The following is a 15,821-nucleotide window of genomic DNA, read 5'->3' on the forward strand; positions in this document are numbered from 1 at the left end:
GAACACTTCGTCCGCGCCCGTGCAAGGGCCTTATTGCCCTGATGACAAGCGGTGCAGCAACAGGAGGGCGACGTCGTCCGGACGGGAGCGGCGTTCGGTCACGTTCAACGTGAGCAGATCGGCCAGCCGCTCCAGCGCCGGCCCCGGCCCGACCCGGACCGGACCGGTGTTGCGCGCCCACAGCTCCAGCCCGCCGAGCATCCGGTGCACCGACTCGTCGTAGTCCTCCTCCCGGTCCTCCACCAGGCCGTCGGTGTAGGCGAGCAGCGTCTCGCCGGGCGCCAGGTGCTCCACCACCAGCGGGTAGGGCGCGTCCGGGTCGACGCCCAGGGGCGGCCCGCCGGGCAGTTCCAGCTCCACCGCCCGGGCGTTCTCGGCGATCCGGACCGGGGCCGGGTGCCCGGCGCGGGCCGCCCGCAGCGTGCCGTCGGCCGGATCGAGCGTGAGGTAGAGGCAGGTGGCGAACAGGTCGGTGTCCAGCTCGGTGAGCAGCCGGCTGGTCCGGGACAGCGTGGCGGCCGGGTCGTGCCCGTCCGTGGCGTACGCGCGGAGACCGCTGCGCAGCTGCCCCATCACGGCCGTCGCCTCGGCGTTGTGGCCCTGGACGTCACCGATCACCAGGCCGATCCGGCCCTCCGGCAGCCGCAGCAGGTCGTACCAGTCGCCGCCGATCTGCATGCCCTCGGTGCTCGGCAGGTAGCGGGCGGCGCTGGCGATCCCGGGCAGCCGGGGCAGCGAACGCGGCAGCATCGCGCGTTGCAGCTCGGTGGCCCGGTGGTGGTGGGTGTCGTAGAGCCGGGCGCGTTCCAGCGACTGGGCGAGGATGCCGGCGAACGCCGAGTAGAGGGTGCGGTCCTCGCGGCCGAAGGCGCGTTCGGTGGCGAAGGTGATCAGGCAGGAGCCGACCTGCCGGCCGGAGGCGATCAGCGGCAGCACCGCCCAGGCCGCCGGGGCGAGCGGCCCGTTCCCGGGGCTGCCGCCCCCACCCTGCCCGTCCGCGCCCTGCCCGTCCGCGCCCTGTTCGTCCCCGTTCCCCGCCTCCGCCGACGCCCCTCGCCCGGGCCCGCCCGGGCCCCGCGCGGTCCGGCCGGGCTCGCTGAACAGGGGGGCGGAGCGGGCCAGGGCGCGCTGCATCACCCCCTCCGAGAGGTCGGCCAGCCGGGTCAGCTCGGTACGCCGCGCACCGCCGTAGACGGTGTGCGAGACGGGCAGCAGCCGGCCTTCGTCGACCAGGTCGAGCACGATGCCGGCGGCGCCGAAGGCCGGCCGGGCGACATCGGTGACCGTCGTGGTCACGTCCCGGACGGTGACCGCCCGGGAGAGGGCCCGGGTCAGGGCCAGCAGCAGGGCGGAGCGGGCTCCGACGGCCGGGGTGCCGCTCTCCGGGGCGGCCGGGCGCTCCTCGGGCGCGCGGCCGTGGTCGCGGTCGGCGAGCAGTCCGGCGATCCGGACCGGCCGGCGGTGCACGTCCAGCATCACCTCCCCGGTCTCCTCGATCCGGATCACTCCGCTGCCGCCCCGGCGCGGCACCCGGTAGCGGATCCGGTACGGACCGCCGGTGGCGAGCGCCTCGGCGAGCGCGGCCTGGACGTCGGGCAGGTCCTCGGGGTGGACGAGCAGGTCGAGGTCCGGCGCGGGGGCCGGCCCGCTCCCGTCCGGTGCGGGTCGGCCGACCAGCCGGTGGGCGTGGGCGTCCCAGTAGGTCTCGCCGGTGACCAGGTCGCGCTCGAAGGCGCCGTGTCCGGCGGCCCGGAGGGCGAGCGAGAGCATCGGGTGGCCCGGTGCGGAGGCCGGACCGGTGCCGTCGGGATCCGGCCCGGGGCGCACACCGCCCGGCCCGCGCCGTCCGGCCGACCCGCCCGGCGCGGCCGACCCGCCCGGCGCGGCCGACCCGCCCGGCGCGGCCGACCCGCCCGGCGCGGCGGGTGCGCCCCGGTCGGTCCGGGCCCGGCGTTCGGGGTGTGCGTGGTCGAGCAGGTGGGCGAGCCGGTGGGCGCAGGCGTCGCCGAGGGTCTCCAGCACGTCCAGGTCGCGTCGGGGGACGGTGCCCCGGTGGGCGAGGGCGAGGGCGAGCACGCCCACCGGTTGTTCGTCGACGACCATCGGCAGGGCGATGACGGCGACCATTCCGGTGCCCATCCCGGCGTTCCGATTGGGGTAGTCGACGCTGGTGCGCTCGGGGCTGAGGAGGTACGGCCGGCGCAGCCGGAGCGCCGTCGCGGCGGGGAGGTCACCGGCCGGATCGACGACGCCGTAGCGCTCGTGGGCCCAGTCGGGGAGGCCGTGGGAGGCGGTGAGCCGGAGCATTCCGGTGGAGTCCAGCAGGTAGAGCGCGGAACCCTCGCCGGTGATCCAGGCCGGCCCCTCGGCGAGGACGGTTCCGAGCAGTTCGGCGGCGCTGGTGCAGCCGAGCAATAAGCGCACACAGCGCATGGCACTGCGCGCGGTGGGGCTGCTGCGCGGGTCCACGGGATTTCCGGCCTTTCCGGTTCCTTATGAGCCAGTCAATTCTTAATACCTTATTTCCAGTGCTGGCGAGCTGTAGCCCGGACGGCGTACCGGAGTCGGGGTCCGGCCGTCGGTGGTGCCCGCCCTGCGTCGCCGGTGGACGGCCCTTCCGGACGGCCGTCCGCCGGCCGGGCCAATCTAACCCCTGATGGTCGATTGATCCCGTTTGTCCGTTCGGAACCGCCCGCGGGGCGGCCGGTGGCGTGGCACCCCCTTCCGGTCCGGTACCCTTCTCCGTGCAGCACGGGGCTATAGCTCAGACGGTTAGAGCGCTTCCCTGATAAGGAAGAGGCCACAGGTTCAAGTCCTGTTAGCCCCACAGCACCGAAGGGCCCGGAGCGTCCCCCGCTCCGGGCCCTTCGTCGTTCTCCGTCCGCGGACCGCGGCCCCCGCCCCTTCTCGCCGCCGCAGGTCGTCCCTCCCGCACGGCGCCGGGCGCGGGGCTCGTGGGCCGGGGCCCGGGCGCCGGGACGCCCGCGGGCCCGGGGGGCCCTCAGGGCCGGGGCCAGCCGTGCAGTCCGGCCGTCAGCACGGTGATCATCCGGTCCTGGGTGTCCTCCAGGTCCTCGGCGAGCCGGAAGCCGCCGCCGATCGAGAGCGCCGCGAAGCCGTGGGCCAGCGAGCGGAAGGTCCGGGCCGCGTGGATCGCCTCGGAGCCCTCCAGCCCGTACGCGCGCAGCACCGCGACGATCACTCCGACCAGCCGGGCCGCCGCCGCAGCGAGGTCCTCGTCCGGCTGCGGCGCCTGCGGCAGGGCGCCGTACCGGTGCGGGTGCTCGGTGGCGTACGCGTGGTAGGCGCGCAGGACGGCGGCGACGGCGTCGTCCCCGCCGCGTCCGACGGCGGCCTCGGCCAGCCGGTCGGCCAGTTCTCCGGTCACCCGGACCGCGACCAGCCGGCGCAGCTCGGCGAGGCCGCCGCTGACGTGCTTGTACAGCGAGGGGGTGGCGACGCCGGCGCGCCCGGCGACGGCGGCCAGGGTGAGGGCTTCGGGGCCCTGCTCGTCGACGAGGGCGAGGGCGTGGTCGACGACCTGCTCGGGGGTCAGACCGACTCGGGGCACGGCGGTTCTCCAGGGTGCTTCGGTGGTGGCTGGGGCTGCGAGGGGCGCGTACGGCCGCTCAGGGCCGCGCGGAGCCGCTCAGGGCCGGACTGCGCGGTTTCGGGCCCGGGGGGAGCCGGGCCCCGTGGGCGGCTCAGGCCAGGGCGGCGAGGAAGGGCAGCAGGGCGTCGGCGGTGGCCTGCGGGTGGTCGGCCATCGGGTAGTGCCCGGCGCCCTCGATCATCACCTTCCGCGCGTCGAGCGCGGCGGCCTGCCGGTCGGCGACCAGTTCCGGCTTCGAGAAGTCGGGGTCCTTGGAGCCCATCACGACCAGGGCCGGGCACCGCACGGCGGAGGTCCAGCCGGGGGGCGCGGAGTTCCCGCGGACGTAGCCGCGGGTGGCGGTCTTCCGGCCGGGGGTGCGCATCGCGGCGACCAGCCCGTCGACGTAGGCGTCGTGGTCGGCCGGCTTGGCGGTCGGGTAGGCGAACCTCCGCTGGTACAGGCCCCAGAAGGCCGGCGAGTGGACGAGGAGGGCGCCCATCGCGCCGACCACCGCGCGCTGCAGGGCGTTCGGCGGCGGGTTCTCGACGAAGGCGTCCAGCAGGACGATCCCGGCGACCCGCTCCGGCGCGTCCCCGGCGGCCCGGACCACGGTGGCGCCGGTGTACGAGCTGCCCGCCAGGGCGGCGCGCTCGATGCCGAGGTGGTCGAGCAGGGCGAGGACGTCGCGGGCGATCGCGGCGGGCGAGTAGTCGTCCCAGGTGATCGAGGACTCGCCGAAGCCCCGCAGGTCCATGGTGATCACCCGGCGGCCGGCGGCGGCCAGCAGCGGGCGCAGGTGCCGGTAGGCGGCCCGGCTGTCGAGCATGCCGGGGAGCAGGACGACGGGGACGCCGTCGCCGTGGCCGGAGTCGTCGAAGGCGAGTCGGCCGCCGGGGAGGTCGAGGTAGCGGGTGACGGGGGCGGTGCCGGTCATGGTGGGCCTCCTCGGTCCGCCGCGGGCGGGCTTGCCGCGCGGGTTCGGGTCGTCGGCGACTGCGCCGATAGCCATAAAGCTAAGGCTAATAGCCTTAGCCGTCAAGCTATGACCCGCTTCCGAGGGGGGTGGGCGCGGCGGCCGGGCGTGACGACCGGTCCGGCGGCCGGCCCGGTGACCGCTCCCGGCGGAGGCGCCGGGGCGCCCTCCGCCTCAGACCCCCTCCACCTTGAACGGGTCGTGCTCGGCCAGCAGCTTGTCCAGCCGGGCCTGGTCGACCCGGGTGACCAGCTCGGTGGACTCCTGCCGGTCCCGGACCACCTTGGCCAGCGTGAACGCGGAGGTGATGGTGTAGAGCAGGCCGAGGCCGAGGAAGGCCCGGGTCCAGGCCCCGACCGGGAGGTAGGCGATGCCGATCGCGAGGGCGACGGCGGACAGGAAGAAGGACAGGACGGCCTGGACGTAGTACGCGGCCGTGGTGCGTGACTGCATCGGTGTGCTCATGGCGCCAGGATGGCCGCGCGGACTCCGGTCGCACATGAGTAGAGGTACTCAGATGGGGGGCCGTTCGTTGACGTCCTATCACGTTCGGTAGTGTCAGTTGTCGTCAATCGTCCCAAAACGCCCATCGGACCGCGCGTGTCCGGCCCGTATCCCGTCCTCCTCAACAGATGGCTTGGAATCGGGGGCCTCTCGGATTAACGTTTGATAACGCAGCGCGGTCCCTAACGCCGTAACCAGACGGCACCGTGCGCCGTCGCCTAATCCCGCCGGCCGGCCTTCGGGCAGGCCAGGGAGCCGGGGAACCATGTTCCTTGGGGTGAATCGGCCGGGCCCAGGCCCAGCCGTAGGAGACCTTCCTGCTCCGAACCCGTCAGCTAACCCGGTAGGCGCGAAGGAAGGAAAGGAGCGCGCCTCCGTGGCGTCGACGCACACCCCGGCACACCCGTCCGGCTTCTCCGCCGGTACCCAGCTGCTCGACCACCCCCGCCCTGCGGCCCACCCGGGCCTGTTCGGCGGCCCGGCGGACGAGACCGCTCCGCAGACCGCCGAGATCAACCGGCACCGGATGCCCCGTCAGACCCGCGGCACCGCTCCGCTGCTCGGCGTCACCGCCGTCGCGGCCACCCTGGGCGCCACCGGCTTCGCCTCCGCGACGCCGGCCGCCGCGCCCGCCGTCGAGGTGCCGGACGAGACCCCGGTCGCCCTCTCGGCCGACCCCGGGCTCGCCCTCGCCGCCAGGATCCAGCAGCAGGCCGACAGCCAGCGCACCGCCGCCGACGAGACCGCCCGGGTGCAGGCCGCCCAGGAGGCCGAGGCCAAGCGCGCCGCCCAGGTCGCCCAGCAGGCGCAGGCCAAGCGCGCCGCCGAGGAGGCCGAGAAGGCCAAGCTCGCCGCCATCAACCTGCCGGTGCGCGACTACAGCCTCTCCGCCCACTACGGCCAGAGCGCCCGCTACTGGGCCCACCTGCACACCGGCCTGGACTTCGCCGCCGACACGGGCACCGCCGTCTACGCGGTCGGCCAGGGCACCATCACCTCGGCCGGCTGGGCCGGGTCCTACGGCTACCGGATCGTCGAGACCCTGCCCGACGGCACCGAGATCTGGTACTGCCACCTCTCCTCGATCATCAAGGGCTCGGGCAAGGTCGTCCCCGGCCAGCAGATCGGCAAGGTCGGCGCCACCGGCAACGTCACCGGCCCGCACCTGCACCTGGAGGTCCGGCCCGGCGGCGGCGCCCCGGTCGACCCGGAGAGCTGGTTCGAGCAGCGCGGCATCAACCCCTGATCCCTGCGACCCCTGCCGAGCCGCGCTGAGCCGAGCCCGGCAGCCCGCGAGGCGCTGCGACCCGTTCGACGCCGAGGAGCCCCGGCGCGGTCCTTCGAGGACCGCGCCGGGGCTCCCGCGCGTCCGTCACGCCCCGGGCCGCTCCCCGGACTCTTCCCCGTGCGGCTCGCCCGACGGGTCGTCCCACCGGTCGTCCGATGGGTCGCCCGATGGGTCGTCCGACGGGTGGTCCCACCGGAGGTCCGACGGGTCGTCCGGCGTCTCCTCCGGGAGCGCCGCCAGGTAGGCGTCGATCTCCGCCTGCCCGGGCTCCGCCGCCAGCTCCGGGAACTCGTCCACCAGCAGCCACGGCAGCCCCGGCACCGTCCACTCGCCGGAGAGCTCCAGCGCCGCCCCGACCGCCGCCTCCTCGAACGCCCCGAAGTCCCCGGCCAGCTCGGACGGCATCGGCCGGCCCAACGCGGTCAGCTCCGCCAGGTTCCGGTAACTGCGCTGCATCAGCCCCTGCTCCAGCAGCCGCCGCGCACCGTCCGACGCCATCCCGACCGCCAGCTCCCTGGTCCCGCCGCCCCAGCCCCCGTCGTCCACCGGGTCCAGTGTGCCGTCCTCCTCCAGCGCCGCGAACGCCGCCAGCCGCTCCTCCTCGGCCAGCCCGCCGAAGGCCTCCAGCCAGGACCGGACCGCGTCCCCGTCGGCGGTGTCCACCCCGTCGGCACGCAGCAGCAGGGTGTACAGCCGCGGCCAGGTCACCAGGTCGGCCCGGCGCAGCAGCCCGGTCGCCAGCTCGCCCTGCCACTCGGCCTCCGCGTGCAGCCGCTCCTGCCGCTTGGCGTTCAGCCGCCGCGCCGCCCGCTGGTGGTCGATCAGCAGCCGCACCGCCGCGCCGTACGCCAGCGGATCCTCCCCCGGCGCGGGCTGGACGTACAGGTGCAGGCGTTCGTACAGCAGGTGCTCGACCGCGCCCGAGGTCAGTTCGGGCCAGCCGTCGTGCATCCTGCCCCCGCCCAGTTCCAGCAGCGCCAGCACTGCCCGGAGCGGGCCTTCCGGCACCGGCGCGCGGCCCTCCGTCTCCGCCCAGGCGAGCAGTTCGGCGGCCTTGGTGCGCGGGGCGAGCCGCAGGTCTTCGTCTTCCATAACCACGAACCGTAACCGCTGGTCGGGGGTGGGGTCGGCAGGCATGGTGCCCGTCCGACTCACCGGCCCCCGGCTGGCCATCCGCGAGTTCCACCACACCCCCGAGGACGTCGAGGCGCTGTACGCGGTCTTCGGTGACCCGGAGGCCACCCGGTACCTCCCGTTCGAGGCGCGCGACCGGGAGGACTGCGCCGACCAGATCGAGCAGTACCTGGAGGAGGCCCAGCAGGAGGAACGGACGGTCTACCGGCTCGCCGTCACCCGGCTCGCGGATGTCGAGGACCCGGCCGACGCCGTCCCGATCGGCAACGCCGCGCTAGGGCTCGGTGACCGCCGGTCCGCGTCGCTGGGCTACGCGCTGCGCCGCGACGTCTGGGGCCGCGGCTACGCGGGCGAGATCACCGAGCTGCTCTGCGGCCTGGCCTTCGGTGCGCTCGGCGTGCACCGGCTGGAGGCCCGGGTGGACGTCGACAACGCGGCGTCGGTCCGGGTCCTGGCCAGGGCCGGGTTCCGGCCGGAGGGCCGGATCCGGCACGACGTCCGCCTGCGCGGCCGCCGGCACGACTCCTACCGGTACGCCCTGCTCGCCGAGGAGTGGCCCGGTCCTGCGGGGCGGTGACGGGGGGACGCCGGGGGGATGCCGGGGGAGGGGGGATAACCCCACCTCCGGTTCGCCGGGGAGCCGGATGTCCGCCGCGACGGCGTTTCGGCAGGCTTGAGGAGTCAGCAGGACACGCCGCACGAAGACCGACCCGAGGGACCGAGACCCCGCCATGAGCACCCACAGCATGCAGCGCAGCGAGTACGACGCGTACGACGCGTACGACCGCCACGACGGCGTCGTCCGTCGTACCGAGGAGCCGCCGTACGCCTGGCGGGCCCCGTTCACCTCCTACTTCTACCGAGAGCTCGGCTACACGCTGACCGGCCTGCCGGTGGTGACGGCCGGCTTCACCCTCGCCGTCACGCTGTTCTGCCTGGGCCTCGGCACCTTCGTCACCGTCCTCGGCCTGCCGGTGCTGGCCGCCCTGACCACGGCCGCCCGCGGTTTCGGCCGGCTGGAGCGGTCCCGGGTGCGCACCATGCTCGCCCTGGACGTGCCCGGCCCGGAGCCGGTCGTGGCCACCCGGCCCGGCGTCTGGGGCGGGGTCACCGCCCGCCTCGCCGACGCGGCCGGCTGGAAGGCCGTGCTCTACCAGGTGGTGATGTTCCCGTGGGCGATCCTCAGCCTCGTGATGTCGACGGTCTTCCTGACCGTGGGCTGGTCGCTCGCGCTCTACCCCGTCTACCACTGGGTCTTCCCGACCTACACCGACTGGCCCGGCTACAAGCTGTTCGACTTCTACGACAGCGACGGTGTCGAGCACGTCTTCTACGTCGAGTCGACGCCGCAGATCGCCGGCGTCTGCCTGATCGGCCTGCTCTTCGTCTTCGTCACCCCGCAGCTGGTGCGCGGCCTGACCAACGTCAACCGGCTCGCCGCCCGGGGCCTGCTCGGCCGCTGACCGCCCGCCTCGCCCGACCGCCGCTCCGCCCGCGCTTCCCGCTCCGCCCGCGCTTCCCGCTCCGCCCGCGCTTCCCGCTCCGCCCGCGCTTCCCGCTCCGCCCGCGCTTCCCGCTCCGCCCGCGCTTCCCGCTCCGCCCGCGCTTCCCGCTCCTCCTGACCCCCGGCCACTCTCGGTGACCTTCCGGCCCCGCCCGCCCCGGACCACTCCGGATGCGGGCGGGGCCGGCCCGTGTTCGGATGGCCACGATGGCCTCCCGAACCGCGATCCGCACCGCCGCCGCCCGGCCCGCCGGCCCCTTCGCCACAGCGTCCGCGGCCCCGCACGCGGCGTCCGGAACCCTGGTGACCTCCCGTCCGCTCGACGAGTACTGCGGACTCTTCGGCCTCAGCCGGGCCCGGCTCGCCGCCCTTCCCGGGCCCCTGCTGGACTGCCCCGGCGGCGCCGCCGGACTGGTCGCCGAGGCCCGCGCGCTCGGCTGCCGGGCCATCGCCACCGACCCCGTGTACGCCCGGCCGACCGCCGAGATCGCCGCCCTGGCGCTGGCCGCGCGGTCCGTGATGGCCGCCACGATGGCCGCCCGACCCGAGCTCTACCCGGCGCCCCGGCACTGCCCGCCCGACCGCTACCTGCGCAGCTGGGACCGCGCCCGCCGACTGTTCGCCGCCGACCGCGCCGCCCACCCCGAGCAGTACGTGGCGGCCGCGCTGCCCCGGCTGCCCTTCGCGGACGGCACCTTCGCGCTCACCCTCAGCGGCTTCCTGCTCTTCGCCTACCCGGAGCTGTTCGGGGCGGACCGGCAGCTGGCCGCGCTGGCCGAACTGGTCCGGGTCACCGCCCCCGGCGGCGAGGTCCACGTCCACCCGCTGTACGACGGCGAGGGGCGGCGCAGCGCCCGTCTCGACACCGTCCGGTTCGCCCTCGGCGAGCTCCGGATCGCCAGCGAGGTCCGCATCGTCCCCCCGGTCGGCGGCGGCCGGCGCCGGCGCGTCCTGGTGCTCCGGAGAGTCGGCCGCCCGCCCCGGGGCGGCCCGGGGTAGCGGCGTCCTCCCGGGCCCGTCCGGTCCTGGGGCCAGGCCCCGGCACCCGGCACCCGGCCTACGGTGTGCCGGTCTGCTGCGCCGCGGCCGGCTGCGCTCCCGCTGCCGTGGCCCCGGCCCCCACCGGTCCGGCCTGCTGCGGGAGGAAGACCGGCGTGTCCAGGCGGGACAGTATCTTCTCCGCCAGCCAGCTCCGGTCGGAGCCGTAGGGGATCCCGTCCGGGGCCATCAGCCGGCCCGCCACCGCCTCGTGCAGCCGCCGGGCCTCGCCGTCCGGCAGTCGGGAGAGCAGCCCGCGGGCCGCCAGCAGCGCGTGGTACTGCTCGAAGCCGGAACGCGGACGCTCGATCGCCTCCAGCACGCTCGTCAGGTCGGCCAGCGCCGGATCGCCCTGCATCAGGGCGAGGGCCTGGATCCGCCGGCCCTCCGAGCCGTCCGCGAACAGCTGCCGCACCTGGTCCGCCGTCAGCGCCGAGCGCCGCGCCGTCGACCGGACCTCGGCCACCACGCTCTCCGGGCCGGCCGCGGGACCGGGGGGCAGCACCGAGCCCGGCAGGTCGCCCGGCCGCTCCGTACTGGTGCCCACCAGACCCAGGTGCTGCATCGCCCGCATCCGCAGGTCCTCCGCACCGACCTTGTCGCCCTTGCGGTCCCGGTCCTGGCCGGCGAGGAAGAGGTCCAGCGCCTGATCCGCGTCGGAGAGCACCTGCGGCAGCGCCAGCCGGGTCAGCAGCCACCCGGCCAGGAAGCCGAGCAGCAGGAAGTAGAGGACCAGCGCCGCCGAGAACGGCACCGCGTCCGCGTCACCGCCCAGGACGGGCGCTAGGGCCGTCCCGAGCTGGTGCAACCGCTCGCCGAGCGAGCCGAGCTGGGTCAGTCCGACACCGAGCAGCACCTTGGTCAGCCAGTCGGAGACCTGCTCCAGATTGGTGTTCGGCGCGTACGAGCCGTGCGGCTCGGAGCCGCCCGTGGCGGTGCGCACCCGGGGCACCCCGAACAGGAAGCCCAGCGCGCCGCCGACCATGACCGCCGCGCAGGCCACCACCAGTCCGCCGCCCAGCGCCTGCCACGGTCGTGCGCGCCCCAGGGAGAACAGCAGCAGCCCGAGCGCCCCCGTGCCCAGCAGTGCCCCGGCCGCCGTCCGCTGCGCCGTCCGCATGGCCGCCGCACCGCCGGTCCGCCGTGTCGTCCCCGCCATCGCCCACCCCCCGTGCCCGTGCCGCTCCGCTCCGGAGTGCGCGCCGACTCTAGCGGGGGATGCCCTCGGAGCAGCCCGGGAAACGCCCGCAGCCGCGCCCGGCGCTCCTCGGGCCCGGGGCGGTGCCCGGAGAGGGCACACGGCCCGGTCCCGGACATGCAGACGGCCCGCGGGCTGCTCCTCGGTGCCGGACCCCGCGAGAGGTCCGGCACCGAGGCACCGGGGATGTTCCGGTGAGCCCGCGGGCCGGGTGACTGCTATGGATTTCGCCTGCCGGAGGCCAGGGGCCTCACCCTGCGCAGGCAGGGCCGCTCCAGCGAGCAGCCACCTCACACATCCTGATGGAACTCACGCTTGGAGTCCTCACCTCACCAAGCCCCCGTCTGCCCCAACCCGGGGCGGGCGGGGGCTTCCTGCGTTGTGCATGACGGTTCCTCAACTTCCAGGACCTTCCGGCCCTCTTGGCGTTCTGGAGCGTCGCGCGCGATGGTCGTGCAAGCACAGGCAAACCGAAGTCGGGGAGGCTGACATGGCACTAGAGTTCTTCGGGATGGACCCGGACACGGACACGGACCACTGCCCGAGCGTGTGGGTGGATGCGGAAAACGCTGACCTTGTCTTGCAGGGCTGGAAGGCCGATGACCAGACCGAGGCCGAATGCTTGCAGACTGGGTCCATCCCGGACTACGAGGCGGTAATCCGAATTCCGGCGCGCATGGTGCCGATGATTAGGGAGGCATGTGATGCCGCCGAGCGCGCCCAGCTTCGCTGAGTTGCTGGCAGGCTGTTCTCGCTCCGCCGTTCATTTCGAGGCGCGCGACGACTACGGGACCAATGAGCGATTCGAGGCGTGGAAGGCAGGCCATCGGAACGATTGGGAGGACCGCTCCTCCTGGTGGCTTCCGTTCCACTCTGCAATTTCCGATGCCGTAGCCAGGGGTGTCGTGATCCGGCGAGTCCGTGTTGTATCGGAGCCGGTGAGTGATTACATCAGGTGGGAGCACTGTACTACCCGCGCCAATGTGGAGGCGGGGGAGCAGGTTCGTTGGCTACCCCGTCGTCAGGCATCGGATCTTCTCATCCCGATGAATGACTATTGGGCGTTCGACAGCAGAGTCTTGCGGGTCCACCATTTCTCCGGGTCTGGTTCGATCGTCGAGGACGAGATCACGGATTTCCCCGAGTTGGTGAAGCTGTACAGCGATGCATTCGAGACCATCTGGGAGCGGGCAATCCCGCACGACCAGTACCACATCTAGCCTGAGCACCGGACAGCCTCCTCATGCCTACATCTCCGTCATCCAGCGTCCAGGCCGCACGTACCGCCGTAGCGTCACGGCTGTGTGACATACGATTGAACGCCGGTATCACCGGGCGTGAGCTGGCTGTCCGGTGCGGCTGGAGTGAGTCGAAGTCTTCTCGAATCGAGAACGGGAAGACACCGCCGGCCGACGCTGATATCAGGGCATGGTGCACGGCCTGCGGGGCCGATGGGCGGATCACGGATCTCATCGCCGCGAACCGCAACGCAGACTCCATGTACGTTGAGTGGCGAAGATTGCAGCGAACCGGATTGAGGCACCTGCAGGAATCATCCGTCCCGCTCTATCGGGCCACTCGACGATTTCGTGCCTACTGCTCGAATGTGGTTCCCGGATTTCTGCAAACATCCGGGTATGCGGCCGCACTTCTGTCCTCGATTGCAGCATTTCGCCACACTCCCAACGATGTAAGTGAGGCAGTGGCCTCGCGTCTCGCTAGGTCGCAGATCATCTACGAACCGGATCACAGTTTTGCATTGCTGATCGAAGAATCGGTCCTGCATTATCAAATCGGAGATCCGGGTGTGATGGCGGGGCAGCTCGGGCACCTTCTGGCCGTAATGTCGCTCCCGTCCGTTTCCTTGGGCATCATCCCCTTCGGCAGGCGGCGCAACATGTGGGCTGTCGAGATGTTCACCATGTTCGATGAAAGCCGGGTGCACGTGGAGCTTCTTTCTGCAGCGGTTACGGTGACCGCTCCGGGGGAAATCTCCGACTATCAAAAGGCATTCGGTGAATTTTCCAAGCATGCCGTCTACGGTGCCTCTGCCCGGTCGCTGATCACCTCGGCGGTTGACTCTCTCGGGTGATCTGACGTGCAAGCTGCTGCAAGTTCCTAGAGAGTGCCTTGCCCACTTCCCTACCGTCCTGTTGACGGACCATCACTGGCGGGGGGAGCGGCAACGTGGCGGTGACGACCAGCGCCCGTAGGACCAGGACGTACGACGAGTACAGGGCCGAGCAGCGCAAGCAGGTGCCCGCCGGTGATCCGCTGGACGACTACGAGACCAAGGTTTCGGCCCGGGTGTCCGGGCGGGGCATCCCGCGGGACTGGCCGTTCTGCACGTGCGGTGCCGACATCTGCCCCGACAAGGGACTTACGTGACGGGCCCGGAGGCGGCCCCCTACGGCTTCGCCGAGGAAGCTCCGTACCGGTGGACCCGTTCGAGTGGCTGAGTAGCCATCCGTGGCCCCGTGGGCGGGCTTCCGAGCCCAGGCCGGTCCTCACTCCCGAGGAGCACACCGAGGCGCCTCTGACGGCCGAGGAGCGGCGACGACGGGCGACGCTACTGGCCCGCGTGCGGGAAGCGAACCACCCGAGGCGCTGACACGCCCGTAGAGCCCCCGCCCTAGTCGGCCGGGGGAGGCTTCGGCGGGACGGGATCTCGCGCAGCCTACGAACTCCCGTCCCGGCGGACGGAAAGGGCGTCACCCGTCGGGCCGGGGTGCTACCAAGCGCACTACCTCACCCGATCAACGATCAGAGGGAGAGCACAGGATGACCGCGGAGACGGTTCAACTCCGTTCCCCGAACAGCGTCTTGGCGAACGCCGTCGACTACACCCTTGACGTGCTCCGCCCGCGCATCCTCGCCGACGACACCGAGCGCATCCGCTTCACGGTCGGGACGCAGATCAACGGGCACCCGCACATCGGTACGCACCTGGTGCAGGTCCTCGCGTTCCTGGTCGCGGAACAGGCCCGGGACGACTACGGCATAGACACCACCGTGGAGTTCTACGCGCTCGACAACGCCCCGGCCGACACGATCCGGGACGCTGCGAGCGGGCACCGGTACCAGCAGACCTACCGGCACCAGCTCGGCTCCGACGCCATACGCGGGTTGGTCGCCGAGCACTACGCCCCGTTGTTCGACGCCCTCGCGCTGCGCACCGGGGTTCCGTACGACCTGACGACCTACACGGACCAGCAGGCGGGCCCCGTGTTCCGCGCCGAGTTCCTGCGGACGCTGGAACGCCTGGACGAAATTCGGTACTGGCTCGACCCCTCGGCCGGCTCGGCACACATCCGGCTGCCCTGCCCCGAGTGCGGATGGGCCGAGAAGTACGCCGAGCGAACCCGGCTGCTCGAACTCGACGGCTCGGGTGCTCTGTTCGAGTCCGTGTGTCTTCACCACGGCCGGTACGAGTCCGATATCACGCCGCTCGGTGGCGGGTACCTTGACCTGTCCACCCCGTACCGCAACGTCGTCAAGGAACGCAGCTACCGCCCTGACGGCACGCTGCACGTGATGGTGAAGGGCGGCGACTGGTCGTTCGGCTGTCAGTTGGTCGACGGCGCACAGGCAGCCATCGGCACCACCGCAACCGCCCCCGTGCGGATTTTCACCCCCCAGATTCTCGGCCCCGACGGCGGCAAGCTCAGTAAGAGCCTGCTCCGCGAGGCCGGGGCCGGGGCCGGCGAGGGCACCCCGTTCGGGTGGTTCCTGAACCCCGCGCTGTGGCCCGGCACCCCCGAGGACTACGTAAGGACGTTGACGGGGCTCGGTGGGCTGCTGCTCTCCGACCCCCGGCACTTCTTCCGGTCCTACACCACAACCGAGATGGAACGACTCATCATGAGCACCCGCCGGCCTGCAAGGAACCAGTCTCAGGCGCAGGGCCGACCCCGCACGATCCAGATGTACCGGGAGTACTTCGAGCTGATCGCCGACGGCTCGAAGACCGTTGAGGTCCGAGTGGCCTACGACTCGATGAAGCGGATCAAGGTCGGCGACCTGCTCAACTTCACGTGCCGCGGGGAGGAGTGCCTTACCCGAGTGCTCCGGGTCGGCCACTACCCGACCTTCAAGGCGATGTTCGGCACCGAGGACGTGAAGGCCGTCAACCCGAACGCCACCGAGGCCGAACAGCTCGAAGCGATCTACTCGATCTTCCCGCCCGAAAAGGAAGCCCTCGGCGTCCTCACGTTCGAGATCGAGCGGGTGAACGGCGATGGGTGAGTCGCGCCGGGTCCTGGTGGTCTGCAAAGGGAACTACTGCCGGAGCCCCCTCGCGGCACTGCTGATCGGCGCCCTGTCGGATGGGGCGATCGTGGCGAAGTCCGCGGGGCTCCGAGACTGGCACGTCGGTGGCCCTGCCCATGCGTTCATGATCAGCGCGGCGGCCGGTCTCGGCTACGACCTGACGGAGCACACGGGCGCCGAGCTGACGCCCGAGCTGATCGGGTGGGCACATGCCGAACCCCCGGGGCCTCGACTTGAGGGTGTCCCGGGGGTTCGACAACTTCTGCGCGTTCCCGTCCGTCGGGCTACGACTAGGCCGTAACCTCGACGGAGGCGCGC

General features: G+C 72.7%; 16 protein-coding genes, 1 tRNA gene and 1 riboswitch. Of the genes, 11 read left to right on the top strand and 6 right to left on the bottom strand.

Going from position 1 to position 15,821, the window contains the following annotated elements; translation table 11 throughout:
* Positions 1-30: 30 nt before the first annotated feature.
* Positions 31-2,424, bottom strand: a complete 2,394-nt coding sequence (locus PUR56_RS04215; protein ID WP_329947886.1) for a SpoIIE family protein phosphatase — start codon at positions 2,422-2,424, stop codon at positions 31-33.
* Positions 2,425-2,753: 329 nt separating this feature from the next.
* Here PUR56_RS04215 and PUR56_RS04220 point away from each other — a divergent pair.
* Positions 2,754-2,827: transfer RNA gene (locus tag PUR56_RS04220), tRNA-Ile, on the top strand.
* A gap of 174 nt (positions 2,828-3,001) precedes the next feature.
* On the opposite strand, the gene PUR56_RS04225 is transcribed toward PUR56_RS04220, so the two are convergent.
* The 3 genes from PUR56_RS04225 to PUR56_RS04235 form a co-directional block, all read right to left on the bottom strand.
* Positions 3,002-3,571 carry a TetR/AcrR family transcriptional regulator gene (locus PUR56_RS04225; RefSeq protein ID WP_329947887.1) on the bottom strand — a complete coding sequence of 190 codons (570 nt, stop codon included), beginning with the start codon at positions 3,569-3,571 and terminating at the stop codon, positions 3,002-3,004.
* 133 nt (positions 3,572-3,704) lie between these two features.
* Positions 3,705-4,604, bottom strand: a complete 900-nt coding sequence (locus tag PUR56_RS04230; RefSeq protein WP_329947888.1) for an alpha/beta fold hydrolase — start codon at positions 4,602-4,604, stop codon at positions 3,705-3,707.
* A 138-nt stretch (positions 4,605-4,742) separates the two neighbouring features.
* Complete coding sequence (locus tag PUR56_RS04235; RefSeq protein ID WP_329878547.1) at positions 4,743-5,033, bottom strand: YiaA/YiaB family inner membrane protein; 291 nt, start codon at positions 5,031-5,033, stop codon at positions 4,743-4,745.
* Positions 5,034-5,277: 244 nt separating this feature from the next.
* Positions 5,278-5,436: riboswitch (cyclic di-AMP (ydaO/yuaA leader) on the top strand.
* Positions 5,437-5,448: 12 nt separating this feature from the next.
* Here PUR56_RS04235 and PUR56_RS04240 point away from each other — a divergent pair.
* Positions 5,449-6,318, top strand: coding sequence for a M23 family metallopeptidase (locus tag PUR56_RS04240; protein ID WP_329878545.1), 870 nt, complete (start codon positions 5,449-5,451; stop codon positions 6,316-6,318).
* A gap of 126 nt (positions 6,319-6,444) precedes the next feature.
* Here the strand turns inward: PUR56_RS04240 and PUR56_RS04245 are convergent, their stop codons facing one another.
* Positions 6,445-7,452 carry a hypothetical protein gene (locus PUR56_RS04245; RefSeq protein WP_329947889.1) on the bottom strand — a complete coding sequence of 336 codons (1,008 nt, stop codon included), beginning with the start codon at positions 7,450-7,452 and terminating at the stop codon, positions 6,445-6,447.
* A 43-nt stretch (positions 7,453-7,495) separates the two neighbouring features.
* Between PUR56_RS04245 and PUR56_RS04250 the strand changes: the two genes are divergently transcribed.
* From PUR56_RS04250 to PUR56_RS04260, 3 genes are all read left to right on the top strand, one after another.
* Positions 7,496-8,071 carry a GNAT family N-acetyltransferase gene (locus PUR56_RS04250; RefSeq protein ID WP_329947890.1) on the top strand — a complete coding sequence of 192 codons (576 nt, stop codon included), beginning with the start codon at positions 7,496-7,498 and terminating at the stop codon, positions 8,069-8,071.
* Between the two features lie 154 nt (positions 8,072-8,225).
* Entirely contained in the window at positions 8,226-8,957 is a 732-nt protein-coding gene (locus tag PUR56_RS04255) for a sensor domain-containing protein (protein ID WP_329947891.1), read from the top strand.
* Between the two features lie 248 nt (positions 8,958-9,205).
* Positions 9,206-9,997: a class I SAM-dependent methyltransferase gene (locus PUR56_RS04260; RefSeq protein ID WP_329947892.1), complete on the top strand. Its 792-nt coding sequence runs from the start codon at positions 9,206-9,208 to the stop codon at positions 9,995-9,997.
* Between the two features lie 58 nt (positions 9,998-10,055).
* Here the strand turns inward: PUR56_RS04260 and PUR56_RS04265 are convergent, their stop codons facing one another.
* Positions 10,056-11,195: a hypothetical protein gene (locus tag PUR56_RS04265; protein ID WP_329947893.1), complete on the bottom strand. Its 1,140-nt coding sequence runs from the start codon at positions 11,193-11,195 to the stop codon at positions 10,056-10,058.
* A 529-nt stretch (positions 11,196-11,724) separates the two neighbouring features.
* On the opposite strand from PUR56_RS04265, the gene PUR56_RS04270 reads away from it, so the two are divergent.
* The 6 genes from PUR56_RS04270 to PUR56_RS43275 all read left to right on the top strand — a co-directional run bounded on the left by PUR56_RS04270 (position 11,725) and on the right by PUR56_RS43275 (position 15,804).
* Positions 11,725-11,967 (top strand): hypothetical protein, encoded by a 243-nt coding sequence (locus PUR56_RS04270; protein WP_329947894.1) that lies wholly within the window; start codon positions 11,725-11,727, stop codon positions 11,965-11,967.
* Positions 11,939-12,454: a DUF6879 family protein gene (locus PUR56_RS04275; protein ID WP_329947895.1), complete on the top strand. Its 516-nt coding sequence runs from the start codon at positions 11,939-11,941 to the stop codon at positions 12,452-12,454. The genes PUR56_RS04270 and PUR56_RS04275 overlap by 29 nt, the downstream gene beginning before the upstream one ends.
* A 23-nt stretch (positions 12,455-12,477) precedes the next feature.
* Complete coding sequence (locus PUR56_RS04280) at positions 12,478-13,326, top strand: helix-turn-helix domain-containing protein (protein ID WP_329947896.1); 849 nt, start codon at positions 12,478-12,480, stop codon at positions 13,324-13,326.
* A 95-nt stretch (positions 13,327-13,421) separates the two neighbouring features.
* Positions 13,422-13,622: a hypothetical protein gene (locus PUR56_RS04285; RefSeq protein ID WP_329947897.1), complete on the top strand. Its 201-nt coding sequence runs from the start codon at positions 13,422-13,424 to the stop codon at positions 13,620-13,622.
* Positions 13,623-14,015: 393 nt separating this feature from the next.
* Entirely contained in the window at positions 14,016-15,479 is a 1,464-nt protein-coding gene (locus PUR56_RS04290) for an ASCH domain-containing protein (protein ID WP_329947898.1), read from the top strand.
* Positions 15,472-15,804 (top strand): arsenate reductase/protein-tyrosine-phosphatase family protein, encoded by a 333-nt coding sequence (locus PUR56_RS43275; RefSeq protein WP_443034433.1) that lies wholly within the window; start codon positions 15,472-15,474, stop codon positions 15,802-15,804. The genes PUR56_RS04290 and PUR56_RS43275 overlap by 8 nt, the downstream gene beginning before the upstream one ends.
* Positions 15,805-15,821: the final 17 nt, after the last annotated feature.

Source organism: Streptomyces sp. BE303 (assembly GCF_036290945.1).
Classification (GTDB): domain Bacteria; phylum Actinomycetota; class Actinomycetes; order Streptomycetales; family Streptomycetaceae; genus Kitasatospora.

Bases quoted from the DNA above. Each gene is read 5' to 3' on its own strand.
- PUR56_RS04280 (WP_329947896.1), top strand. From the start codon at position 12,478: ATGCCTACATCTCCGTCATCCAGCGTCCAGGCCGCACGTACCGCCGTA.
- PUR56_RS04265 (WP_329947893.1), bottom strand. From the start codon at position 11,195: ATGGCGGGGACGACACGGCGGACCGGCGGTGCGGCGGCCATGCGGACG.
- PUR56_RS04250 (WP_329947890.1), top strand. From the start codon at position 7,496: ATGGTGCCCGTCCGACTCACCGGCCCCCGGCTGGCCATCCGCGAGTTC.
- PUR56_RS04230 (WP_329947888.1), bottom strand. From the start codon at position 4,604: ATGGCTATCGGCGCAGTCGCCGACGACCCGAACCCGCGCGGCAAGCCC.
- PUR56_RS04245 (WP_329947889.1), bottom strand. From the start codon at position 7,452: ATGGAAGACGAAGACCTGCGGCTCGCCCCGCGCACCAAGGCCGCCGAA.
- PUR56_RS43275 (WP_443034433.1), top strand. From the start codon at position 15,472: ATGGGTGAGTCGCGCCGGGTCCTGGTGGTCTGCAAAGGGAACTACTGC.
- PUR56_RS04260 (WP_329947892.1), top strand. From the start codon at position 9,206: ATGGCCTCCCGAACCGCGATCCGCACCGCCGCCGCCCGGCCCGCCGGC.
- PUR56_RS04235 (WP_329878547.1), bottom strand. From the start codon at position 5,033: ATGAGCACACCGATGCAGTCACGCACCACGGCCGCGTACTACGTCCAG.
- PUR56_RS04270 (WP_329947894.1), top strand. From the start codon at position 11,725: ATGGCACTAGAGTTCTTCGGGATGGACCCGGACACGGACACGGACCAC.
- PUR56_RS04290 (WP_329947898.1), top strand. From the start codon at position 14,016: ATGACCGCGGAGACGGTTCAACTCCGTTCCCCGAACAGCGTCTTGGCG.
- PUR56_RS04255 (WP_329947891.1), top strand. From the start codon at position 8,226: ATGAGCACCCACAGCATGCAGCGCAGCGAGTACGACGCGTACGACGCG.
- PUR56_RS04275 (WP_329947895.1), top strand. From the start codon at position 11,939: ATGCCGCCGAGCGCGCCCAGCTTCGCTGAGTTGCTGGCAGGCTGTTCT.